The sequence below is a fragment of the Trichocoleus sp. DQ-A2 genome, from assembly GCF_039961915.1.
Lineage (GTDB): Bacteria > Cyanobacteriota > Cyanobacteriia > Cyanobacteriales > FACHB-T130 > FACHB-T130.
The window spans coordinates 1-23,978 of sequence record NZ_JAMPKD010000040.1; the positions used below are offsets into that span (position 1 = coordinate 1).

The window sequence follows — 23,978 nt, forward strand, 5'->3', positions numbered from 1 at the left end:
TTATAGGATTGAGCTAATGCAAACTGCTTTGTTTCCACTGTGCAATTGCCAAAAGAAGCCGTTTCCTGTAGTTTGCTTGTTAGTAAATGCTATTTTTGGGCTACCCTCTCTAAACATTCTCGCTTCCGAGTCTTGAGGTCATGCATCAGTAGCTTTTGCTGCTACTGCTGTTCAAATTTTTGACAAAAAAAAGTCATCTATTTGGCAAAACAAAGCATCTCCCCTAGACAATTAAGGGGGGTTGCTGAATATTTCTGTAGATTTTTCATTTTCAGCTTACTTGCCCCCTCCCTTTCTTGGACGCTTCTCCATCTATTTCTATCCACAATCACCAACTCCTCTCGGCTTGCAACTTGTCTTTTCAGCCTACTTCAGGCTTTCTGAGTCAACCTTCCTTCTGAACAGTGAAGTAGGCACTTGTTGTTCTGATACTTAAAAACTTAACTCAGTGGAACGGTTCACTGTAGAAAGTCGAGTCTTAGAGCATTTACTGACTGCCGTTGACTTCACACTTCATGAATTCCTGTTCGTCCAGCAAGACTCGCTACAATGGTTGCTAATTCAGAAGGTTCCACAGGTTTAGGGATGTGCATTTGAAATCCGGCAGCGATCGCTCGCATCCTATCTTCAGCCCTAGCGTATGCTGTTAGAGCAACAGCAGGAGTTCGTCCCCCCTCTTCTACGTTCAATGCCCGTACTCTACGAATCAATGTGTAGCCATCCTCTCCAGGCATCCCGATATCACTCAATAGAACATCTGGTTTAAAAATTTTTATCGCTTCAATCGCTGAATCAGCCGATCCAACGGCACACACAGAAGCTCCGCACTGTTCCAATAGCGTTGTGACAAACACGCGCGAATCAACCTCATCGTCTACGACGAGTATTTGTAAGCCATCTAACGATGGCGGATTGTTAAATGAAACTCCCCGCCCAACCGTTGGGTGTACCCGCTCTCCCTCACTTGTCTCCATACGGACAGGCATCAGAGGAAGCTTTACGATAAATGTCGCTCCCTGCCCCTCACCTTGACTTTCTGCACGAACTGTCCCACCGTGTAGCTCTACCAAGTGGCGTACAATCGCTAGACCAAGACCAAGTCCACTGTATGACCGGGTAATAGAACTATCAGCTTGACGAAAGCGGTCGAAGACATAGGGCACAAAGTCAGAGTTAATGCCAAGTCCTGTATCGATTACTGTTATTTCAACATGGGAGTTAATCCGTTCGAGGCGAACCTGAACTCGCCCTTCCTTAGGTGTGAACTTGATTGCATTGGATAATAGATTCCAAATTATCTGCTGCAAGCGGTCTGAGTCACCGGCAACCGGGCCTGCTGCCGGATCGACTACACTTTGGAGTCGAATAGCCTTAGCATCAGCCGCCGGGCGGACGGTATCAACCGCCGCCTCAACAACCAAAGCAAGCTCAATTGGGCGGACATTTAGGCGTAACTTGCCCTGAATGATGCGGGAAACATCCAGCAAATCCTCCACCAGCTGAGCTTGTGCCCTAGCACTGCGTTCAATGGTCTCCATCGCCCGCGCAGTAGTCGCCTCGTCAAATTTGCGGGTATTGAGTAATTGAACCCACCCTAGCATTGCATTGAGGGGCGATCGCAGTTCGTGAGACAGTGTTGCCAAAAACTCATCCTTCATGCGGTTTGCTGACTCCGCCGCAGTGCGTGCTTCCTGTTCGGCAACGAGTAGTTGGTTGCGTTCATCTTCAACTTGCTTCCGTTCAGTGAAGTCACGCATGATTTTAGAAAAGCCTCGTAGCTGCCCAGTCTCATCTCGTAAGGGCGTTACGATGCCACTTGCCCAGAAACGGGTGGCGTCCTTACGCAGGTACCAGCGTTCATTTTCAGCACGACCTTCTATTACTGCCGTTTCCAGTTCTTGCTTGTCTGCACCGAGTTCTAGGTCTTCAGGTATATAGATAATTGAGGCAGACTGACCGAGGATTTCGGCTTCCTGATAACCGAAAATGCGCTCTGCTCCAATGCTCCAACGAATAACACGCCCGCCTGGGTCGATGAAGAAAATCGCGTAGTCCTTTACATTTTCTAATAACAAGCGAAACCGTTCTTCGCTGGTTCGCAGCGCTTCTGATGCCCACTTGCGATCTGTGATGTCAGCTACGATATACACGGCACCCGTAAAAACTCCACTCTCGTCGAACACGGGATCTGTGGTTACAGAAAACCATCGTTCACCACACCGTAGCTCCTCGTTCTCGCGACGACGGGTTTCTTGGACACGAGTTAAGGGAGTTACCTCGACGCAGCCCAGGATATCGTGCATTACCTCCTGATAAAAGCAACCCTCGATCTTTCCGAACGGTTTTTTCAGAAGATTCGTCATGGCGCTGTTAGTTCGCAAGATTCTGCCACGGTGATCTAGTAAACAAACACCATCCTTCATGGCATTGAATGTCGTTTGCCACTCTTTCGCCAAAGCCATTGCCGATTCTTCAGCTTCTCGGATGCGGAGCAAAGCTTTCACAGTAGCGAGCAACTCGATTGGCTCCACCGGCTGGGCTAGATAGCCATCTGCACCACTCTCTAACCCTTGTGCCTTGTCTTTACTCTCGACAAAACTAGCAGACAGATGCAGGACAGGAATAGAGGAAGTAGCAGGGTTTGCCTTGAGGCGGTGGCAGACCTCAAACCCATTAATATCAGGAAGCTGCACGTCAAGGATAATTAAGTCAGGCGGTTGCTGCGCTACTAATTGCAGACCCGTTTCGCCAGTAGCAGCCTCTTGAACCTTATACCCCTCTTTCCGAAGCATTCGACTGACGACATAGCGGTTCGTTTCATTGTCGTCTACGTGCAAGATCGTGATAAGGGTGCGGTCAGACATGAGCAGCCTCTCCAGGCTCTAGAACTAGCCCAGCTAAAAGAAGTGCTTCTCGGACAAGAGCGATCGCTTCTTCACGGGATGAGTTTTCTTTTGAGAGAATCGCTACTGTGCTTTCAACAAGTATCGAGCGTTCCTCTGGTTCAAGAAGCTTTGAAGTATTAATAATTACCGGAATATTTTTAGTAGCTGGATCGGCTTTCATCTGTTCCAAAACCTCGAACCCGCTCATATCTGGCATAACTAGGTCGAGAAAAATGCAAGAAGGATTTTCTAGGCGGGCGTGACGGATACCTTCGTCCCCTGAAGTTGCCTCAATTATCTTAAAATTAAAACATTTTTCACGAGTGGTGTGACCCGTAAAATCGGCTAAATATTGCTTTAGTAGATAGTGGGATGCTGGGTCATCGTCAATAATCAAAACTTTTTGTAAATGCTCTTGTTTGACTAAAGTATTAAGTTTTTCAAGAAGCGATAATCGTTCTACTGGTTTCACAAAAAAGGCATCTGCACCTAAAGCACGAGCTTTCTTTTCGTTGTCAATAACAGTGATAACAACGATCGGGATATCTCGTGTCGCAGCGTTTCCTTTCATCTCTGAAAGGAAATCCCAGGTATTTTGCTCCTCAAGCAAAATGTCTAATAGCACAGCTCGTGGCTTAAACATTTCAAATGCTTGTTTTACTTGCTTGAGCGATCGCGCTGGGAAAATTTGATAGCTCGACCCCGCAAAATACTTCTCGTAAATGAACAGTGTTTCTGGGTTATCTTCTACAACTAATACTGGATAGCGAGTCGCATCTAACTGCAAAGGAGCATCAGGTTCAGATACCTCCTCTATATCACCCTCACCCCGGTAAATGAGCGGTATGGTGGCGAAAAACGTGGAACCTACCCCTTGTAAGCTTTTGATGGAGACACTCCCTCCCAGTAACTCGGCTAACTTCCGCGAAAGGGGCAGTCCTAGACCTGTTCCTTTAACCCGCTTTTGAAGGTGAGAATTTACCTGAATAAATTCCTCAAAGATCCGTTCAGTATCCTCAGGCGCAATTCCGATACCTGTATCAGCCACCGAGAAGACGACAGTGTTTTTGTCCAGTTCAGCTCTGATGCGAACTTCACCTCTTTCGGTATATTTCAATGCATTAGAAATAAAATTTCTCAAAATTTGGGCAACCTTCCCCTCATCGCTGTAGAGTGGGGGAAAGCCAACAGGTTCTTCAAAAACAAGAGAAATTGAGGAATTATCGCTAAGAAGTGGGCGCAGCATTCCTCGAAGAGTAGCGAATAGCTCGCTAACTTCAAACGCATTCGGATGAACCACAATTTTTCCTGCCTCGACCTTTGCCAAGTCCAAAAGGTCGTTCACCAACTCCGAGAGTCCTTCAGCCGATTGACGGATAAACGTCACTTGCTGTTCTTGATCGGGTGTCAATTCACCATCCATCCGATCTAGCAGCAGTCGAGAGAGAGACATAATCGAGTTGAGCGGCGTGCGAAACTCATGGCTCATATTAGAGAGGAAGCGAGTTTTAAGTTCATTGGCTCGCTGTAAAGAAACTGCTTTTTCGTCTAACTCGGCATATAATGCCACAACACCCCGATTAGTATCCTCTAGCTCGCGATTGACCTGCGCCAATTCAGCTTGACGCTTTTCGAGTTCTGCTAGAGTGCGAAGCAGTTCTTGGTTTTGTTGCTGAATTTCCTCAAAGGGATTTTGAGACCCTCGCATCGCCAACTCATCAGCAATTTGCGCCAAGCGCTTTGCTGTCAAGATCGGTGCCCGCTTTGGCAAGGTTTTTTCCATCAGCACCTCTGTTCCCTGCCCTGGCGTGGACGCGATATGAAACCGATCCATCAGCCGCTTGGTGCCAATAATGCCTAAACCCATTCCGGTTTTTGATTTATACTGCCCATCCAGAATGCTCTTCAGATTGGCGATACCCGGCCCTTGGTCACGAATGCATACCACCAAGCTCTGAGGCAATTCGCCTTCCACCCAAAACTCTATTTTTCCCCCACCAGTATATTGGAAGGCGTTGCGGGCAATTTCCGATACAGCAGTGGCAATGCGCGTCTGATCCTGAGAGTCAAACCCCAAAGCTTGAGCAATCTGGCGTGCCTGCTGACGGGTCATCACGACATCTTGCTCAAATCGTATTTCTATCGTAAGAAGATTGGTCATTGGTCAATTGCTAATGGCTAATCGCTTGTTATTTATTATTCATCAGCCCCTGCTGTACTCCTTTGGCCTTCAGTCTTCTTCGCGAGCAACCAGCACAGTGATGTCATCGCGACCTCGGTAGAAATCCCGGTACAAAACTCCAGCAATTAGGCTGGGATGTCTGGTTATGAGACCAGCATAGCGATCCAATCGCCACTGTGTACTCAACCCATCGGAATGCATCACCAAAAGCCCTCCTTGAGGCCACTGATAGACAAATTCCTGGATTTTACGGACTTCATGCCCCACAGTGCCATTGTGGGAAACCATGCTGTAGCTTCCTGCGGGAGAAAAAACGCTGCCAGCGATATTCCCAACTCCAGCAAAACGAACGACAAGAGTTTTAAAGTCTACTTCTGCGATCGCTAAAGCAGCTCCACGAGTACTCCGTAGGGCTACGTGAGCTGCTTCAATAATCTCTGCGGGACTTTTGCGGACATTCTCTCGAAATATCTGAATGGCTTCTAGGGACGCCTGGGCGGCTAGAGGGCCGTGACCCAAACCATCTGCGACTAATAGCAGACTGCGACCGGGCTGTTGGTCGGTTGCCCACCCATCACCCGATACCTCCTCCCCTGCCATCGGGAGGCACACCACGCCAATCTCTAGATTGTTGGTCGATTGGTTTGCCACTTCTGGGCAAGCCCAGAGGTGACTTAATAAAGCTGTACCCACGTTGGGAACAGAATGAATCTCAAAAAAAGCAGAAAGGCGGCTAACTGCCCCCAAACCATTTCCAGGAGTCCCTGCTGTAGAAAAACCGTCGCGCAGACACTCCTGGATATTGCTGATCCCTGGCCCTTTGTCCAAGGCTAGGATTTCTATACCCGTTATCTCGTTTTTGCTTAAAGGCTGTAGCAGCAACAGACCGTCTTTAGCGTGCAGAACCAGGTTATTGGCGATCTCAGTAACGACAATACCAACCTGCCCCCGCTCAGTTTCGTTGAAGCCGAGACGAGTCGCGATCGCGAGGGCTATTCGTCTCGCTTCACCAGCCTGACTAGACTCTAAAATGGGTAAGGCGACGGGAGCATTCATAATTAACTCACTTCCACTTTGTAATAGTGACTTTTGTGCCTTCTCCGACACGGGAAACGATATTGAATTCGTTCACCAGGCGCTTTGACCCACTCAACCCCATACCCAGCCCGTTTCCGGTTGTGAAGCCATCTTTTAGCGCCAGATCGATATCCGGAATTCCTGGCCCACTGTCTTCAAAAGTTAGCCGCAGACCCCGACGGAGTCCCTCCTCTAGGGCTTCCAGTTGCACCGTCCCGCCGCCGCCATAGTCCAGGGTGTTGCGTGCCAGCTCGCTCGCCGCTGTCACGATTTTAGTCTGGTCTATTAGGCTAAAACCCAGTCCTAGGGCAAACTGACGCACGGCTTGCCGTACTAGCACAACGTCTGCCGAAGACTGGATGCTTATCGTTTCAGACCTCTGCAAGACCATCTATGCTCCCCCTAGGAGAAGCCTCCAACGATTTATGCAGGAGGGACATTCCCTTTTCAACGTTTAAGGCTGTGCGAATGCCGGTTAAGGAGAGTCCTAACTCTACTAAAGTGATGGCGACTGCTGGCTGCATACCTACAACAACCGTTTCAGCATCAAGTACTCGCGACATCTTGGCAATATTTCCCAGTATCCGTCCAATAAAAGAATCAACGATCTCCAGTGCTGAAATATCTATCAGCACACCACGGGCACTTGTTTGGCTAATGCGGTCGGTCAGGTCATCTTGCAAAGCGATCGCTAGGCGATCGTGCATATCGACCTGAATCGTCACTAGCAGGAATTCACCCATTTGTAATATGGGGATACGTTCCATAAAACTCCTTAAGTGCGTGTTTGGGCGCGAGAGATCGTGGCTCCAGTTCGCTTCAGCGCCAAAGCAAATGCGTCGCATAGAGAAGCCTTGGTGATCACATCAGCCAGATCCACGCCCAAGTAGACAATCGTTTGAGCAATCTGGGGCCGAATCCCGCTCAGGATGCAATCAGCGCCCATTAGACGAGCCGCAGTGACTGTCTTAAGTAAGTGCTGAGCGGTGAGAGTATCAACGGTGGGCACTCCCGTAATATCAATGATTGCGACTTCCGAACCCGTCTCTACAATCTTCTGCAAGAGGGACTCCATCATCACTTGGGTGCGGGCGCTATCGAGGGTGCCAATGATGGGTAGGGCTAAAATGCCTTCCCACAGTTTCACGACCGGCGTTGAAAGTTCCATCAGCTCCTCTTGTTGGCGCAGGATCACTTCCTCGCGGGCTTTCTGATAGCTTTCAGTTGTCCAGAGTCCAAGCTTGTCCAACAGAGTCGTAACTGACCAAATCTCTTCCAGAAGGCTTTCGCTATCCTGTGCAAGTTCTAGGCGCAAGCGGCTGAACAAAGGTTGCTTCAAAGAGAAAACAAAAGTTGCGGTTTCTGTTGGCGTGAAGCCTTTCTGGCTGCGCGATCGCGAAATCGAGCCAAGCATCTCGCGCACGCTACGCCATTCAGTCGATTTAATGTCGGTGAAGTTACCTTGCTGGACAGCTGCCGAGAACAAGTCCAGGAATTCTCTGCATTCTTCACGCAGCTCTATTTCCTTAATTAGGTCTTTGCGGATACCAGCAGTTATTTGCTCTGAGATCCAGTCTGTTAGCAGTTGGGATTGATCGGTTTGGAGAATTTTCGGAATCTTACTTTTGCCGCTCAAGTTCATATTAACGGCCCCTTGTTTTAGCCTGTATTTGGCAAATTATTGTACAAATCAACTATTTAGGCTTTTCGGCTAACTAGCTCAGTGGAGCCATTGAACAGCTTTCGTTGCGAGAATCCCTAGATGTACTTTTTTATCGTTAAGAAAATCTAGTTTACGAACTAGGCAGTATGAGGTAGTCCCTGAAAGGCTGATTGACCAAGATTAATTATAAGGATAAGGCGGGACAAAATAAGTACGTGTTACCGAAGTTTCACCGTCACGTTCCTACGCTTATGGTTCGCCCTAAAATCTGCAAGCCAGCCTAGAAATCATACCCATCATCTAGGCTAAAGGTTGCTGAGTGCTTCCTGTTGCGTTGCGTAATCAACTGTAATTGAAGCAAGGCGATCGCGCGAAGGCACCCTATAAACTGCTCTGTGACAGTTACACAAGTCCTAAGCAAGCATCTTCACGTCTTCGCACTCGCTACAAGTCCTCTATTGAGAACTTTTGTGCTAAAGCAGCAGTGAGAGTCAGGAAGTTTTGAGAATCTCGAATTGTTAATTGCAGAGGATGAGTGGGAAAAATATTAGTAACCCACTTGCTTATCCACTACATTTCGCAGCGGTAAACCAGCTTGATAGCGGCTCAAATTCTCCAAAAACAGTTCTAAGGATCGCTGGTAAGTTTGTGGCGAATCTGCCGAACAGTGGGGTGAAATAAAGACGTTAGGCAGCGACCAAAAAGGACTATCTGGCGGTAAGGGTTCTGCGGAAAAAGTGTCTAATGCAGCGCCTGCAATCCAGCCTTCTCGAAGAGCAGTCAGCAATGCAGCTTCATCGACGATTGCACCTCTAGCAATATTAATGAAAAAGGCAGATGGACGCATGGCTTGAAAAACTGCTGCGTCCATCGTGCCTTTCGTCTCCGGTGTCAAAGGTGTGCTAACGACGACATAATCAGCTTCCGGAAGCAGCGATCGCCATTCAGTTGCACTCACGACTTTGTCAAACTCCGGTAGCGGTTCGGGATGGCGACGGCTACCCCAAACTCTCATGCCAAAAGATGACGCACGTTGCGCGATCGCGACGCCAATACTTCCCGCACCAATAATTAGCAAAGTTGCATCCTTCAACTCTTTCAGTTTTATGCCTCTCCCCCAATTATGTTCAGCTTGAAATGCTTGTAGTTGAGGTAAATTTTTCGCATGATAGAGCATAAACATCAGGACAAATTCCGCAATCGGAATTGCATGAACCCCTGCGCCATTCGTGAGCGTAATCCCCCGTCCCAAAAACGTTGGTGTCAGAATGTGATTTACCCCGGCACTAGGGGTGTGCTGCCAACGCAGCGCGGGTGCAGCCGCGAGAACTTTATGCAAAGTAGTTGGTTTTAGCAGAATCCAGTTGAAATAAACTTCAGCATCGCTGGCATCGCCGTCAAGATTGCCCTCACTATCCACACGTACCACCTGTAAATTGGGAGGTAAACGCGGCTCGATATCAGATGCAATTTCGGTAGGGATTATTAGTTTCATATTTGGTCTGATATCGGAATGAATTCGCCATCCATCGCGTGACCGCAGATGGTTTGGTGACTTCTGGACTATGTATGCGGGAAGTAGTGGGAAGTGACGACACGCAAGGGTTTTAGTCTTTAGGCTGTGTTTGATTCAACCGCAGATGGTTTGGTAAGCTTGGGGCGGGAATCGCAAATAGTTTGGTGTAAACTCTCCGATATTGAGGAGAGTAATGTTTTCTGTCGTTGCAGAATTCTGCACGAAATTCGTCCTACTTAGTCTCCAGTAGAGGAGAGTGTGTACGCCAAACCATCTGCGATCGCGACTCAAAAAAACCTGGCTTGCGATGTTAAGCGCTAGCTCTAAGGAACTTTGGGCAAAAGTTTCTTAGAATTTCAGGAACTTCCGCGAACATTTGGCAGATTGAATGGACGCACGGGAGGAGCAGCCGCCGCACCATAATTCACTCGGCAGCCAATATTCAATATGTTGGCTCCACACTCAAGTGGTACGACTTCGCCGCCTAGCATGGCGCTACAGCTAACATAACCATCATTGTTCGTGTCCTTAATCATGCACTCAATCGGTGTGGCACGCGCATGGCTAGACCAAGACCTCATACCCATCCCTGCAATCATGTGCTGCCAAAAGAAACCGAGAACAAACAAGCCAAAAACAACAGCAATGACTGCCGTAGCGATAATTCCGACTCTGGTTTTCCAATTGCTGAGAATTCCTCCCGGCTTGAGTTGTGGAGAATTCTGTACGGTGGGAGCAGCATTGGTTTTTTCTGGTACTGGTTGAGTTTCAGACATGGTAATGCTTCTTTACTCAGTAAGCCGCCACTTTGAGTGGCTTACCTAAAGTCTACAAAATGGCGCAAAATAGTGGTGCGATGTAGAAAATCGAGTGGCAACAGAAGGAATCAAATTCTTTTGGGAATTTCTAAAGAGCGATCGCATCCCACTCTCACTTCTGCTGAGTGTAGGAAATCTCCACCCGCACAAGCAGCTTTTCGCTTGGTTTCTTCTCCCCGTCAGTCTTTTTAGCAGTCATCACCGGCGAATGCATCGTAACAATGATCATTGGATCATCCGCAGACAGAAAATTGAAATTTATCAGTTCCACGATGAGCGTTACATTTTAGTTCAACAGAGCCAATTTTTCCCTAGATTTGGCTTGAATGCCATCTTTAGCGAGTGCATTTCTGAGGCAGACTAATTGGGAGCTGGCGCGATTGATAAATTAAGAGATCGCTATCCTCGCCAATCCTGAAATGCGATCGCTGCATTTGACGTTGATGTTGGACGGGAGTAGATGTTAGGTTTCCTTGTGTCAACTCAAGCTACGGCGAATTTGCGATCATGCTAGCTTAGTCTGGAAGCAAAGTAGCTAATGGAGAAGCGTCATAATGACTGATGAATTTAGACCTGTTGATATACACGAACTTCTTAAGCAGACCCAGGACGAAAGGGATGAGCGGCTAAAAAATGGTATCCAAACCAGTGAGCATATTCTAAGCTTTGAGCCATCGAATCTAACCATCCAAATCCGTTTGCAAGATAATCCTAATACTTTCTACCGAGAAGTGGATCTAGAGAAATGTATAGATGCTAGCTCTCTGCTAGCTCAGATTTGGCATTTACACAGCAAGAAATGGGATGATGACAATGGAGTAATTACCGCTTTTTTAAGCCTATTTAAGGATGTGCTAGCAGTGACTTTTATAAACCATTCCGAACGGCGTTTGTTCACTGCTACAGATATTGCTCATGGTGTCACGTTGAATTGGTCAACCAAAACAGCAACATTTCCTAAGACATAAACAGAAGCGTGATCGCAAATTGCCTATAGGTTGGGTTGTTGAGGAAAATGGGGAGTAACTTACTCCCCGCTCTCTTTACTTACTACTGATCGAAGATCCTCTAACATTTTTAGCAATAGGTTCACAAAGACGATAAAAGCTCCTCCATCTTCGGGATTGGGATCGAGAAGACGATGGGCATAAGGATTACGAAAAGTCCCAACAATCCCGGCATAAAGTTCCCGATAGCCATCCCTTTCACTGGGAATGGTAAACTTTGATGCTAACGTCCCATTTTGACCAAAAACATCATTGACAAGAACTCGACCGACACGATTAGAGTCTGATATTCCACCAACATCTTTCAGCCGCTCTTCTAAAATGACCCCTGCTGTGCGTACAGCAGAATCCCAGAGCTTTGGATCGGCACTTCCAGCTCCTAAAATCGGTAAGCATCGTTGTTTCAACTGCTCATCTAGATTAGTGATATCAGCTAATGGTGCTATATGCTTTACAAAGGATATGTCTGGAGCGCTGAAGTTTGTATCTACAGCTTCATAAGCTTTGCCAGTGAGAGTACAGCACCGACTTTTCTCATATTGTCCGCCAAAGCGTGAATCGTTGTAGCTAATGTCGCACAGAAGTAAGTTATTAGCTACAAATGCATCTAGTGTTCCTTTGGTTATCTCAGGGATATTCTCCCTGAGACCGCTGTAGCCAGAAATGGAGTATCCACCTAAAGTCCAAGAGATCAGAAACTCTTCCAATAACTGCCCTTCACGCACAAGTTGAATAAGCTTTGTTAGAAGGATTTTTTGGCTATTCGTCAAGTTGTACATTGTATTGACTTTCACTACCTATAGTACTTTTCTACTCATTTTGACTGTCTGGAAAGCCAACCTGATCTGGCAACTCATCAGACATAATATTCAGAACTTCCAACAAAGTCTTGTATTGAGCAAAGTCTTGGATTGAGTAGGTGTCAGTTTTGGCTTAAGTAAATCAATTGACGGTTAGCACAAATAAGTTTAGAAAGGGAACGCGAGGCTCGCTCCCCGGTGCGCTTTGTGCGCTCGCACTTGATAAGTTTTGATAAAATGAGGAACGATCCCGCTCTCGTTAATCTTTCTTTTTTTTATCTTTTTTCTTTTCTTTTTCCTTGTGCTTTTTCTTTTTGTCTTTACCTTTAGTCTCTTCTGCTGCTCGTAAAATCAAATTTCGAGCCACAGTTTGGGTACCCGTATGCTCGTAGTAGTTGGTTGACATATCCAGAAAGGCAGCTAAATAATCCAACTTACTATCAGCAGTATTCATAAACTGTTGTAAGTGGGTAACAACGTTTTCTGGCGTTAACCCGCGAGATGCAACAAAGTTATTCATCCAGCCGTTAACTAAGGCAAAACTTTCACCAATGAAGCCTAATTTACCAGCCGTAGTGCTGCCAGGAATTGCAGTGTTGATACTCTGATAGGTGGTATTTCCTTCTAATTGCGAAGGATTGAGCTGACCGAGAATTGATTGAGCTTTGAGGATGAAGTTGGGGCCAAGCGGAATCAATCCATCAACAGCAACTAGCGCAGCCATTCGCATTATGGATTCGTTGTGATAGTTTCCTAAAGAAGTTCTAAATGCTTCAATGCTGGTAGGAATGCCGTGCAACCGACAAAAGGCAATCAACTCGACAACCAGCTTTAGGGACAAATCAATCGCTTGTACGGTATCCGCTTTGGGAGTAAGCTGGTTTAAAAAATTCAGAAAACTGATTTTCTCGCCTACTTTATTCGCTAGCGCTGCTGCACCAATGGCACTATCAGCACGGTCAATTGTTTGGTAGAGCCATAAGGTTTGTTGATAACTCTGGGTTGGATCGTTGTACAGCGCGATCGCTCTTTCGCCAATCTCCTCAATCAGACCTTTGTCGGTAACACCTGTCACCGCACGGATAGTATTTTCAAATCCCACCAAGTTTTGCCACTCACCGGGAACGACATAATCGAGCGATCGCAGCATATAAACGGTCATGCTGCTGGTTGGCAGGGTATCCACCAATTTAGAAATAGACTGACTCACGAATTTAGTTCCTTTTTAACTAGATGCCTACCTCTTTTTATCCTAATTTTTAGGACGAAGTACCTTTTACAAAAAATTACAAAATTAAGGTGAACTTGCCAGCGCGATTGCAATACAGCCCATAGATTACGCTAAGCGTTGAAACTAAACTTTTGTTTTATTCAACTGCTGCTGGAGCGCAAATTATTTGTTATTACTACCGTTGGTGAATGAATCCTCGGAGTGAAAACCAAGCAACAGCAGCAAGGGGAAGGACAATACCCATACCAATGGCAGCCCCTTTTAAGCGTTGCATCCAGAGTAGAGTCATTTTGATACCAAACACTGTGACCACAGTGTTTGTCCATTCTTCTAGTTGATTGGGAGAACTGGTAGGAACCAGAACCATAATCGAAAAAAACAGTGTCATATAGAAAGCTAATAACGCCGCTCCACCACCAACTAGCCCTAGAATGACTTTTTTGAGTATCTGAAGAACTTCTTCCATAATCTAAATACTCGAAATGAATCGGAAATTCGTCACGTTCCCTACGATAGCGAAGATCGCACAAAAGCGATCGCGCTTTCCCAATTAACGGTCTGATGAAGCAGGGAGCGGATAAATAGCTCTTTTATAATCCGGATTTCTTGTTCTTGGAGGTGCTTCGCCAAATGCGCCGCATAGGAGGGTCTATTCGTTACAGAAGTCGTTGCGAACCAGCGGTCAATTAAGGCGGGTGTAATATGCATGGAGGTTTGCGATCGCTCCTCAGTTACTTCAACCACCAATCCCGCCGACTCGAAAGCTTTTCTCAAATCAAACGCATCCCAGTTGACCATTGGATCTGACGTGTCGCTGTAAATTGCCTCTTCCGCTGCCACTAATCGCTGGTATAAGTCGGCATTGGGTTTCGACTTTTCGAGGAAACGATAAAGCCGTTGCGTGTGGCGTGGCACTGTTTCCGCAAGTACCAAAACTCCCGACTGTTGCAGTAATTGGGCTAACCATTTGGCTGCTGCTGCTTTATCCGGTTCGTGGATAAGTGCATTGCGCCCGATGATGCAGTCAAATCGGATATCAGAGGATTGGGCAGCTAAAACCTTTGGCAATTGGGTTAAGGTAGCACTCAATAGGACGGGACGATTGAGTTCTGGAAGCGCCACCACTTGTTCTTGGAGTGCCTTTGCTTCATCAGCAGTGCGAGTACAGGCATAAACGCCACCTTCTGGCACGCGACGCAAAGCTTCAAAGGTGAGTAAACCACTCCCGGCATTTAAGTCCAAAATGACATGGTGACGCTGAAGTTGAGCAAGGGTGAAAATGCGATCGCGTATCCCTGCAAGTTGCTCGCCAATCTGACTCAACGTGCGCTGCAACCAACGGTCAACTGTGCGGTCAGTCGGGCCTGTTGTTAGCACTTCAACGGGTGAGATAAAAACACCTTCTGCCACTGCTTCCAACTGCGCTTCCCGATGACGCGCCACCTGCGTCTTAATTTCTCCTTCAAATCCCTGTGTTGAAGGTTGATAAAACACCTGTCCCTGCAAACTACTCGGTAAATACTGTTGTGCTACCCAGTGGTCGCGGTAGGCGTGAGGATAAAGATAACCTGCACCATGTCCCAAACCTTTTTTGTCGCGGTTGGCATCCTTGAGGTGATTGGGTACCTCTGCCTCCCGTTCCTTCTCAACCACCGCTAGCGCATCAAAAAATCCCATCGTGCTGTTAGATTTGGGCGCATTGGCGAGATAAAGCGTGGCTTGAGCCAGGTGATAGCGTCCTTCTGGCATTCCCACCCACTCGAAAGCACTCGCGCAGGCATTAACGACGACTAAGGCATTAGGGTCAGCGAGTCCCACATCTTCGCTAGCTAAAATCAACATTCGCCGGAAAATGAAGCGGGGGTCTTCCCCGGCATAAACCATCTTTGCTAGCCAATATAAAGCTGCATCCGGGTCAGAACCGCGCAAGCTTTTGATAAAAGCACTAATCGTATCGAAGTGGGCGTCTCCTTCCTTGTCATACAGAACTGCCCTTTGCTGAATCGATTCCTCCGCGACAGATAGCGTAATGCGAATCGTTCCAGTTTCGTCGGGGGGTGTGGTTTCGACGGCTAATTCCAAGGCATTGAGTAAGGAACGGGCATCACCGTTAGCGACATTGACCAAATGTGCGATCGCATCCGGCTCTAAGATTACAGATAGCTGACCATAACCGCGTTCTAAGTCAGCGAGTGCCTGTTCGAGGACGCGGCGTAAGTCAGCTTCATTGAGGGGCTTCAGCTGAAAGATGCGGGAACGGCTGACAAGAGCTTTGTTAACTTCAAAATAGGGATTTTCTGTGGTTGCACCAATGAGAATCACCGTCCCATTTTCCACCCAAGGAAGCAGGGCGTCCTGTTGAGATTTATTGAAGCGATGAACCTCGTCAACAAAAAGAATTGTGCGCTGAGTGTGTTCTTTTTGGCGTTTTTGAGCGGTAGCGATCGCATCCCGAATTTCTTTTACCCCAGAAAGGACGGCATTAATCGCAATGAAGTGAGCGCGGGTGGTATTGGCGATAATCCGAGCCAGAGTTGTTTTCCCCGTACCCGGTGGACCAAAAAAAATCAGGGAAGAAAGCTGGTCAGCTTGAATCGCACGGCGCAACAAACGCCCGGAGCCAAGGATGTGGTCTTGCCCGATAAACTCATCAAGAGTACGTGGGCGCATCCTCGCAGCCAGGGGTGCATCTTTTTCCACTAATTGTTGGCGATGCTGGTCGAACAAACCTCTCTTCACCCGCTAGGAATTGCCATCTGTCAGTATAGACTAACCCATTAGACCTCCCCAGAAATTAGATTTCGGCTCAAGTCGCAAAAAGGTTTCTGGCTCTTTGAGAGTCGTCACTTTTCGTCGAAACTGTTGCCGAACACTTGCGTAATTTGCATGAGTTTGGCGCTAAAGGAAGGAACGCTAGCCCGATTCTCGTAGGTATCATCCGCATCCGTATTCCCTCTCTCCAAAGCATCTCTCTTAAGACGGATTCTCCTGACGTAGCGACTCAGATTGAATAGAGAAGACCGTGTATGTATACGGATGGCTGTTCATGAAGCGCGACGGCACAGGCAAGTTTGTTAGCAATTGGAACTCAGAGACGAAACAACGGGTTAGCCTATCTCTCACCGATACAGCATGGCGATCGCTCGATCAAGAGGCTCACAGGCGAGGAATTTCTCGCTCTGAAGTCATTGAACGCTTTGCCCGCACTCTTGAAAGCGAACAGTTGTTCCCTGCCCAAGAAACTGAACACAAGGTTGCAACGATTCTTGAAAGCATTACAGATGCTTTTGTCGCCTTCGATCGCGACTGGCGCTACACCTACGTGAATCGGGCGGCGGCTCAAATCCTGCACAAAACGCCAGAAGAGTTACTGGGAAAGGACGTTTGGAATGAGGTTTTTCCTGAGTTGGTCGGTGGCATTGCATATCGGGAACTACATCGGGCAGTGGCACAACAGGTTCCTGTTTCGTGGGAAGAATTTGGGGAACCGATCCAGTGTTGGATAGAGGCGAATGCCTATCCCTCGACCGCAGGGGTAGCCATTTATTTTCGAGATGTTAGCGATCGCAAGCAAGCGGAGGCAGAACGAGAACGGTTGTTGCACGAGCTTGAAATTGAACGCGCCCGATTTGAAGCCGTATTGCGACAAATGCCTGCTGGAGTCATGATTGCTGATGCGGCATCTGGTAAGTTAGCTCTGGCGAACGAACAAACCAAGCAAATTGTTGGGTATGGTTACGAACAGTTGCTTGAGCTTGAGGAATATGCACCCCTGATTCCCTGTGAAATCTTTCGCTTAAATGGTCAGCTCTATGCCCCTCATGAGTATCCATTGGTGCGATCGCTAAAAACAGGTGAGGTCGTCACCAACGAACAGATAGAAATTCATCGAGATGATGGTAGCCGCGTCTTCATTAACGTCAACTCAGCACCGATTTTAGATAACCAAGGGCAGATTATTGCAGCCGTCGTTATCTTCAAAGACGTGACCGATTACAAACAAATTGAACAGGCATTCCGAGAAAGCGATGAACGCCTGCAATTAGCACTGACGGCGGCTCAAACGGTTGTCTGGGATATGGATTTGCAGAGCAATCGAGTGGTGTGTTCTGCTAATGCTCTAGACTTTTGGGGTCTTTATGAAGGGACGGGAGAAGAGTTTGTTGCGCTCATTCATCCAGACGATCGACAACAGGTGATCCAAGCGACGGCAGGGGCAATGGCTGGAGAACAGCCCTACACACCGGAGTATCGAGTAATTTGTCCAGACGGCGTTGTGCGCTGGCTCAACAGTCAGGGGCAAGTCTATCGGGATGAGACGGGACGAGGAGTTCGCATGATTGGCGTTTCGGTTGACATCACCCAACGCAAACAAATGGAAGCGGAGCGCGATCGCCTTTTAGATCGAGAACAAACTGCCCGACTCGAAGCAGAAAGCGAACGCCAGCGGTTGCATGAAATCCTGATGCAATTGCCTGCCATGATTGGAATTGTTAAAGGTTCCGATCTTGTGTATGAATTTGCCAATCCAACTTATCTGCAAGTGGCTGGGCGCACTCCAGACATTATCGGTAAATCAATGCGGGACGTTTTCCCGGAGCTAGAGGGGCAAATTTACTTTGAAGCGCTCGATCGTGTTTACCGAACGGGAGAACCGTTCATTGGAAATGAGTCGCTTGCTTACTGGGATCGAAACAGCAATGGTGTGTTGGAAGAAGGATTTTTCAACTGCATCTTTGCGCCTTGGCGGGATGCGGAGGAAACCATTCAGGGCGTGTTGGTTTATAACATGGACGTGACAGCCCAGGTGCGGGCAAGGCAACAGATTGAGTCACTGCTGGCAGAGCTACAGGAAAAAGAACGACAGCAGCAGTTTCTGATTGAACTGAATGATGCGATTCGTGCCATTCAAGACTCGAAGGAAATTATGTGGCGGGTGGTTCGCTCCGCAGGAGAGCACTTCAATGTCACTCGCTGTACCTACGGTGAAATTGATTCCACTCAGGAATACGTCATCGTCGATCGCGACTATTGCAATGGTGTCGTCAGCATCGTCGGTAGCCATCACATGGATTCGTTTGGTCGTGAACTCATTGCTGAATTAAAGCAGGGCAAAACTATCGTCGTAGATGATGTCGATCGCGATCCTCGGACAGCCGGAGTTGGGGCGGCTGCCTTTGATGCAATTCAAACCAAATCTCTCGTGTGTGTTCCCTTAGTGAAAGAAGGGCGATTTGTTGCATTGTTAGTGTTGCACCATGTGGCTCCCCGGCGCTGGACGGAGGAAGATGTGGTGCAGATGGAGCGAATTGCTCAAAAAACCTGGCTAGCCGTAGAGCGATCGCGGGCAGAAGAACAATTGCGAGAAAGTGAAGCTCATCTGCAACTCGCGCTCAAGGTCGGACGCATGGGAACGTGGGACTGGGATATGCAGACCGAGGCATTGCTTTGGTCAGAAGGACACTTCACCGTCCTGGGTCTACAACCGAATGAATGCGAACCCAGCCATGAAGTTTGGGCAAGTCGGGTTCATCCCGATGACCTAGCAGAAGCTGAGGCGAAATTTCAGCAAGCCATAGCCCAAAAGAAAGAGTATCACCATGAATATCGCCTACGTTGGTCAGATGGCTCGGTTCACTGGGTGGAAGCGAGAGGAAAGTTTACTTATGATGTTCAGGGAAATCCCAAGCACTCGATTGGTGTCGTCATAAATATCACAGAACGCAAGCAAGCGGAAGAGGCGTTGCGTCAAGCCCTACAAAAGCTCAACTTCCATGTTGAAAACTCTCCTATGGCAGTCGTTGAATGGAATCGAGACTTTCAAGTCATTCGGTGGTCTGCTGGTGCAGAGCGCATTTTGGGCTGGAAAGCCGAAGAAATGCTGGGTAAATCTTTAACAGAGATACCTTTTGTCTTTGAGGAAGACCTGGAAGCAGTTGCTGAAGTCTGCCAACGGCTGGTCTATGGTGAAGAACCCCATATTTTTTCATACAACCGCAATTACACCGAAGATCGCAACATTGTGCATTGCGAGTGGTATAACTCCAGTCTCAGGGACGAATCGGGACGGATGATTTCGGTGTTATCGCTGGTGCTGGATGTGACGGAGCGCAAGCAAGCAGAACAAGAACGAGAACAACTGTTAGAACGCGAGCGCCTTGCACGCTCTGAAGCAGAAGCCGCACAGCGCCAACTGGAAACCATTTTTGAAACATCACCCATTGGACTTGCTCTGTTAGATGAAAAGCAGCGATTTATTGCCATCAACGAAGCATTAGCAGAAATTAATGGATTAACTCGCGAGCAACACTTAGGCTACTCAATTCCCGATCTTTTTGGTCAATTCGATCCCCAATTAGTTGAAGTCTTTCATCAGATATACACCACAGGGAATCCCTTCATTTCACCGAACTTTGCGGTGAATGTTCCCGGACGCGGCGATCGCCGTCCCGGTTACTATAACGTTTACTATCTTCCGACTGTTAACTCAAATGGTCAGGTCGAAGGCGTTCTAGTCTATGTGGTAGATGTGACTGAGCGCGTCAGGTTAGAGCTTGCCCAACGCTTTCTCTCTGAGGCGAGTGCCGTGCTTGCATCCTCACTCGATTATCAAACGACTCTAGAGCGCGTCGCACAGCTTACGGTGCCGGAATTAGCCGACTGGTGTACGGTTCACATGATAGAAGAGAACGGTGCGATCGCGCAGATTGCGGTTGCTCACATCGACCCTGCCAAGCTGGAATGGGCATATCAGATTAGAGACAAGTATCCGATAAACCCAGATGACCCTCGCGGTGCTGCATTGACATTGCGGACTGGACAACCGGATTTAGTGCCCGATATTCCCGATGAACTGTTGGTGCAGGCAGCGCGTGATTCAGAGCATTTAGAGATTCTACGGCAGGTAGGATTCAAATCTGTAATGACGGTGCCACTACGAACTCAGGCACGAATTCTAGGGGTTATCTCCTTTATCGCCGCCGAATCTGAACGACAGTATACCCCGGCAGATTTGCAACTAGCAGAGGAATTGGCTCGTCGTGCTTCCTTGGCGATTGACAATGCTCAGTTGTACCGGGCGGCTCAAAGCGATCGCGCAAAAGCAGAAACCGCTAACCGGATTAAAGACGAATTTTTAGCGGTGTTGTCCCACGAGTTGCGATCGCCCCTCAATCCGATTCTGGGCTGGACAAAATTGCTCCGAACTGGGCGATTAGATGGCACAAAAACGCAGCAAGCCCTGGAAACGATCGAACGCAACGCCAAGCTGCAAGCCCAATTAATTGAGGACTTGTTGGATGTCTCGCGCATTCTGCAAGGAAAAATGACGTTAAACGTCGCTCCCGTGAATCTAGCAGGAACGATTGAAGCCGCCCTAGAAACGGTACGACTAGCAGCCGAAGCCAAACACATTCAAATCCAGACTATATTTAATCCCGTTTCAGGAACGGTTTTAGGCGATACGAATCGCCTGCAACAAGTAGTCTGGAACCTCCTTTCCAATGCCGTGAAGTTCACCCCAAGCGGAGGACGAATCGAAGTGCGACTAGAGCAGGTTGGCACGTATGCTCAGATTCAAGTCAAAGATACTGGAAAAGGCATCAGTCGAGACTTCTTACCCTATGTGTTTGACTACTTCCGTCAAGAAGATGGGACAACGACCCGACAATTCGGCGGATTGGGATTGGGACTGGCGATCGTCCGTCATTTTACCGAACTGCATGGAGGAACCGTTCAAGCAGACAGCTTAGGACAAAACTTAGGGGCTACATTTACCATCCGGCTCCCGTTAAACCTCGTTGAGCCGGAACCCTCTTCCGATCGTAGGCATTCAGAAAGTGCGACAGACTTAGCAGGTGTTCGGGTCTTGGTTGTGGACGACGATGCAGATATGCGGGAGTTGGCAGCATTCACCCTGACGCAATCTGGTGCAGAAGTTACGACAGCCGCTTCGGGTGTACAGGCATTGACCCACCTGAATCAATCTGTCCCCGATCTGTTGTTATGTGACATTGGGATGCCAGAGATGGATGGTTATGCGCTGATTCGGCAAATTAGAAAGTGGTCGCCCCAACAGGGAGGCACGATTCCTGCGATCGCACTTACTGCCTATGCTGGAGAAATCAATCAGCAGCAAGCCTTAGCTGCCGGATTTGGGATGCACATCTCGAAGCCTGTCGAACCGGAAGAATTGGTGCAAGCGATCGCCCGTTTGCTAAGACGCTGAATGATTTGAGGACTAGCCTAATGCTGCTTGGCATAGATGTAGGAACAGGCTCTGCTAAGGCATTGCTCCTAGCGATAGACGGAACCACTATAGGTGAAGCATCAAGCTCCTATCCCGTTCATGCACCTCACCCCGGATGGGCTGAGTCTGAGCCAGGGGATTGGTGGTTAGCTGTTGCCTCGGCTGTTAGGAACGCTGTAGGAAATCATGCCGATCGAGTACAGGCGATCGCACTTTCAGGGCAAATGCACGGTGTTGTCCTAGCTTCGGAGTCGGGTCAGCCTCTGCGTCCTGCTATCCTTTGGGCAGATACTCGCTCTAGTGCCACGCTTAGCGCTTATCAGTCCCTCGATGCCGCTATTCTAGAGCGATTGGGCAACCCAATTACGGCGGGTATGGCGGGTCCAACTTTGTTGTGGCTACGAGAACACGAGGCTACTGTCTACACCGAAGCGCGTTGGGCACTTCAGCCAAAAGATTGGCTGCGGTTACGGATGACTGGAGAAGTTGCAACCGAACCATCTGATGCTAGCGGTACTTTGCTTTACGATGTTGTGTCGGACAACTGGGCAGAGGAAGCAATCTCAGCGCTGAATCTACGTTGCGATCAGTTACCAAAAATTATCCCCTCTAGTGCGATCGCAGGTTATCTAACAACTGATGCTTCAGAGCATCTTGGCTTAAGAGTTGGTTTACCCGTTATCGCTGGTGCTGCGGATACGGCAGCGGCGGCACTTGGTAACGGACTACTAGAGCCTGGTTTGGTTCAACTAACCATCGGCACAGGCGCTCAAATCATTACACCTCGCTCCCAACCCATTATCGATCCTCATGGTCGTACACATCTCTACCGAACCGCCCTACCTAACCAGTGGTACACGCTTGCAGCAATGCAAAATGCCGGGTTAGCGCTTGAGTGGGTGCGAGGTATCCTCGGCTTGAGTTGGCAGCAAGTCTATACTAAAGCGTTTTCTGTTCCCCCAGGATGTGAAGGGTTGACATTTTTGCCATACCTCACGGGTGAGCGAACTCCACACCTTGACCCCGATGTACGCGGGGCATGGGTAGGGCTTGGACTTCATCACACACAGGCGCACCTGATGCGGGCAGCTTTAGAGGGAGTTGCTTTTGCCTTGCGACAAGGTTTTGAGGCACTTGAGGCAACAGGTTTTAAAGCGACAGAAGTGCGTTTAGCAGGCGGTGGAACGGCAGAAATGTCTTGGAAACAATTACTCACTGATGTCTTGAGAATACCCCTCTATGCAACTACAGTTGCTGCTGCTTCCGCGCGTGGTGCTGCTCTACTGGCGGGTATCGGAATTGGCGTATACGCAGATGCTAATGACACGAGCAAACTGGCAGCCACACCAACGCTTGCTGCAACTCCCCAATCAGTTGATCCCACCCTAGAAGAGGCTTGGATGCGATATCAATCCCTTTATCCACGACTTAAAAAATCTGAGAAAAGTTATGCCTCAAAAAGGTTAATTTAAAATTGGTATAAACTGAAATCTGTCTCTTCAGGTAGCGCCTGACTTCATCCTGAAACCCCTAGAAAAGATGCTGGGGCGACTGCCCAGAAATTGGCTTCTGTTAATGCGTAAGTCCTACCAGCGGGCAATTTTATGGAAATATACTCTGTAGCTGTTGATACTAACGAAGCTAGCAAATAATGACCAATCGAAACTACGCCAACCAAAACTTGCAAAATTGCTCTTTCAAAGGGCAGGACTTGGCTGGCGCAGACTTCAGTGGCTCTGACTTGCGGGGGTGCAATTTCACTGGGGCGACCCTAATTGGGGCAACGTTTGAGAGGGCCAAAACGGGTCAGAGCCGCCGCCAGGTAAATATTCTAGTTGCTGCCGCTATCGTTGGTCCAGTTGTTTTACTCGTCTTTAGCGCGATCGCTGCCCAAGTGTCGATGGTATTGTTGGGCGATCGCTCCAATAAGGGACTCAACTTCTTTTTCAGTGCGCTTCCTATATTGGCTCTCGTTTTTGGCAGCTTCATCCGGGATAAGATTGCTTTCCGCTTTCCACAAATCACGAGTTTCTTGAACATTGCAGCCATTGCTGTACTGTTGGCGGTAATGGTGACGCTCACCCTTGGGCTTGTGATTGTTAGCATCCTTGGCTTCGTTGATGGAGCAATCGTTCAAGGATTGTTCCTCCTACTGCTGATGTTCGTTTCCGCGTTCTTGACCTTCCGTATTCTCAAATGGCTAATTCAAGTGATTCAAAGCAATCCCGGAACGTCTTTTAGGAAAGCGAACTTAACCGATGCCAACTTCAGTCATTCCGCGCTGCAAAATACAGATTTTTCCTTTGCTGTGTTAACGGGAGCTTGTATCTTTGATTGGGCGATTAAACGCCACACTCAATTTACGAATGTTTATTGTGAATACCTTTATCTGGAACCAGCGCACCAGAATCGGCAACCTGCTGAGGGTAGTTTCCAACCGGATGAGTTGGAACGTGTACTAACTCAATTCATGGACTGAATTTTATTGAAGAATAAATTTTAACTTTTCAATAGCCGCAGGCAAGTAGTATTACAGCTTATAACAATCTTA

17 protein-coding genes are annotated in these 23,978 nt (G+C 48.1%); 5 read left to right on the top strand and 12 right to left on the bottom strand.

What is annotated here, in order from left to right:
* Nucleotides 1–506 precede the first annotated feature (506 nt).
* From NC997_RS25910 to NC997_RS25945, 8 genes are all read right to left on the bottom strand, one after another.
* Nucleotides 507–2,864 (bottom strand): response regulator, encoded by a 2,358-nt coding sequence (locus tag NC997_RS25910; RefSeq protein ID WP_190525502.1) that lies wholly within the window; start codon nt 2,862–2,864, stop codon nt 507–509.
* Complete coding sequence (locus tag NC997_RS25915) at nt 2,857–5,046, bottom strand: ATP-binding protein (protein WP_190525503.1); 2,190 nt, start codon at nt 5,044–5,046, stop codon at nt 2,857–2,859. The genes NC997_RS25910 and NC997_RS25915 overlap by 8 nt, the downstream gene beginning before the upstream one ends.
* A 69-nt stretch (nt 5,047–5,115) precedes the next feature.
* Nucleotides 5,116–6,123, bottom strand: a complete 1,008-nt coding sequence (locus NC997_RS25920; protein ID WP_190415967.1) for an ATP-binding SpoIIE family protein phosphatase — start codon at nt 6,121–6,123, stop codon at nt 5,116–5,118.
* Nucleotides 6,124–6,130: 7 nt separating this feature from the next.
* Complete coding sequence (locus tag NC997_RS25925) at nt 6,131–6,535, bottom strand: anti-sigma regulatory factor (RefSeq protein WP_190415968.1); 405 nt, start codon at nt 6,533–6,535, stop codon at nt 6,131–6,133.
* A complete protein-coding gene (locus NC997_RS25930; protein WP_190415969.1) occupies nt 6,516–6,911 on the bottom strand; it encodes an STAS domain-containing protein in 396 nt (131 codons plus the stop codon). Before NC997_RS25930 ends, NC997_RS25925 begins: the two co-directional genes overlap by 20 nt.
* A gap of 8 nt (nt 6,912–6,919) precedes the next feature.
* Nucleotides 6,920–7,786: an STAS domain-containing protein gene (locus NC997_RS25935; RefSeq protein ID WP_190415970.1), complete on the bottom strand. Its 867-nt coding sequence runs from the start codon at nt 7,784–7,786 to the stop codon at nt 6,920–6,922.
* 568 nt (nt 7,787–8,354) lie between these two features.
* Nucleotides 8,355–9,302, bottom strand: coding sequence for a D-2-hydroxyacid dehydrogenase (locus NC997_RS25940; protein ID WP_190525504.1), 948 nt, complete (start codon nt 9,300–9,302; stop codon nt 8,355–8,357).
* A gap of 377 nt (nt 9,303–9,679) precedes the next feature.
* Nucleotides 9,680–10,099, bottom strand: coding sequence for a hypothetical protein (locus NC997_RS25945; RefSeq protein ID WP_190415972.1), 420 nt, complete (start codon nt 10,097–10,099; stop codon nt 9,680–9,682).
* A gap of 94 nt (nt 10,100–10,193) precedes the next feature.
* Between NC997_RS25945 and NC997_RS25950 the strand changes: the two genes are divergently transcribed.
* Nucleotides 10,194–10,505 carry a hypothetical protein gene (locus NC997_RS25950; protein ID WP_190525505.1) on the top strand — a complete coding sequence of 104 codons (312 nt, stop codon included), beginning with the start codon at nt 10,194–10,196 and terminating at the stop codon, nt 10,503–10,505.
* Between the two features lie 190 nt (nt 10,506–10,695).
* A complete protein-coding gene (locus NC997_RS25955; protein ID WP_190525506.1) occupies nt 10,696–11,109 on the top strand; it encodes a hypothetical protein in 414 nt (137 codons plus the stop codon).
* 59 nt (nt 11,110–11,168) lie between these two features.
* Here the strand turns inward: NC997_RS25955 and NC997_RS25960 are convergent, their stop codons facing one another.
* From NC997_RS25960 to NC997_RS25975, 4 genes are all read right to left on the bottom strand, one after another.
* Nucleotides 11,169–11,927, bottom strand: coding sequence for a TIGR02391 family protein (locus tag NC997_RS25960; RefSeq protein WP_190525507.1), 759 nt, complete (start codon nt 11,925–11,927; stop codon nt 11,169–11,171).
* A gap of 280 nt (nt 11,928–12,207) precedes the next feature.
* Complete coding sequence (locus NC997_RS25965) at nt 12,208–13,158, bottom strand: hypothetical protein (protein ID WP_190525508.1); 951 nt, start codon at nt 13,156–13,158, stop codon at nt 12,208–12,210.
* A 196-nt stretch (nt 13,159–13,354) separates the two neighbouring features.
* Entirely contained in the window at nt 13,355–13,645 is a 291-nt protein-coding gene (locus tag NC997_RS25970; protein ID WP_190525509.1) for a hypothetical protein, read from the bottom strand.
* Nucleotides 13,646–13,686: 41 nt separating this feature from the next.
* Nucleotides 13,687–15,906: an AAA family ATPase gene (locus NC997_RS25975; RefSeq protein ID WP_190525510.1), complete on the bottom strand. Its 2,220-nt coding sequence runs from the start codon at nt 15,904–15,906 to the stop codon at nt 13,687–13,689.
* A 319-nt stretch (nt 15,907–16,225) separates the two neighbouring features.
* On the opposite strand from NC997_RS25975, the gene NC997_RS25980 reads away from it, so the two are divergent.
* The 3 genes from NC997_RS25980 (at nt 16,226) to NC997_RS25990 (ending at nt 23,906) form a co-directional block, all read left to right on the top strand.
* Nucleotides 16,226–21,406, top strand: coding sequence for a PAS domain S-box protein (locus NC997_RS25980; RefSeq protein WP_190525519.1), 5,181 nt, complete (start codon nt 16,226–16,228; stop codon nt 21,404–21,406).
* A gap of 20 nt (nt 21,407–21,426) precedes the next feature.
* Nucleotides 21,427–22,899, top strand: coding sequence for a xylulokinase (gene xylB / locus NC997_RS25985; RefSeq protein ID WP_190525511.1), 1,473 nt, complete (start codon nt 21,427–21,429; stop codon nt 22,897–22,899).
* A gap of 179 nt (nt 22,900–23,078) precedes the next feature.
* Nucleotides 23,079–23,906: a pentapeptide repeat-containing protein gene (locus tag NC997_RS25990; RefSeq protein WP_190525512.1), complete on the top strand. Its 828-nt coding sequence runs from the start codon at nt 23,079–23,081 to the stop codon at nt 23,904–23,906.
* Nucleotides 23,907–23,978 lie beyond the last annotated feature (72 nt).

Bases quoted from the DNA above. Each gene is read 5' to 3' on its own strand.
- NC997_RS25910 (WP_190525502.1), bottom strand. From the start codon at position 2,864: ATGTCTGACCGCACCCTTATCACGATCTTGCACGTAGACGACAATGAA.
- NC997_RS25915 (WP_190525503.1), bottom strand. From the start codon at position 5,046: ATGACCAATCTTCTTACGATAGAAATACGATTTGAGCAAGATGTCGTG.
- NC997_RS25920 (WP_190415967.1), bottom strand. From the start codon at position 6,123: ATGAATGCTCCCGTCGCCTTACCCATTTTAGAGTCTAGTCAGGCTGGT.
- NC997_RS25925 (WP_190415968.1), bottom strand. From the start codon at position 6,535: ATGGTCTTGCAGAGGTCTGAAACGATAAGCATCCAGTCTTCGGCAGAC.
- NC997_RS25930 (WP_190415969.1), bottom strand. From the start codon at position 6,911: ATGGAACGTATCCCCATATTACAAATGGGTGAATTCCTGCTAGTGACG.
- NC997_RS25935 (WP_190415970.1), bottom strand. From the start codon at position 7,786: ATGAACTTGAGCGGCAAAAGTAAGATTCCGAAAATTCTCCAAACCGAT.
- NC997_RS25940 (WP_190525504.1), bottom strand. From the start codon at position 9,302: ATGAAACTAATAATCCCTACCGAAATTGCATCTGATATCGAGCCGCGT.
- NC997_RS25945 (WP_190415972.1), bottom strand. From the start codon at position 10,099: ATGTCTGAAACTCAACCAGTACCAGAAAAAACCAATGCTGCTCCCACC.
- NC997_RS25955 (WP_190525506.1), top strand. From the start codon at position 10,696: ATGACTGATGAATTTAGACCTGTTGATATACACGAACTTCTTAAGCAG.
- NC997_RS25960 (WP_190525507.1), bottom strand. From the start codon at position 11,927: ATGTACAACTTGACGAATAGCCAAAAAATCCTTCTAACAAAGCTTATT.
- NC997_RS25970 (WP_190525509.1), bottom strand. From the start codon at position 13,645: ATGGAAGAAGTTCTTCAGATACTCAAAAAAGTCATTCTAGGGCTAGTT.
- NC997_RS25980 (WP_190525519.1), top strand. From the start codon at position 16,226: ATGAAGCGCGACGGCACAGGCAAGTTTGTTAGCAATTGGAACTCAGAG.
- xylB (WP_190525511.1), top strand. From the start codon at position 21,427: ATGCTGCTTGGCATAGATGTAGGAACAGGCTCTGCTAAGGCATTGCTC.
- NC997_RS25990 (WP_190525512.1), top strand. From the start codon at position 23,079: ATGACCAATCGAAACTACGCCAACCAAAACTTGCAAAATTGCTCTTTC.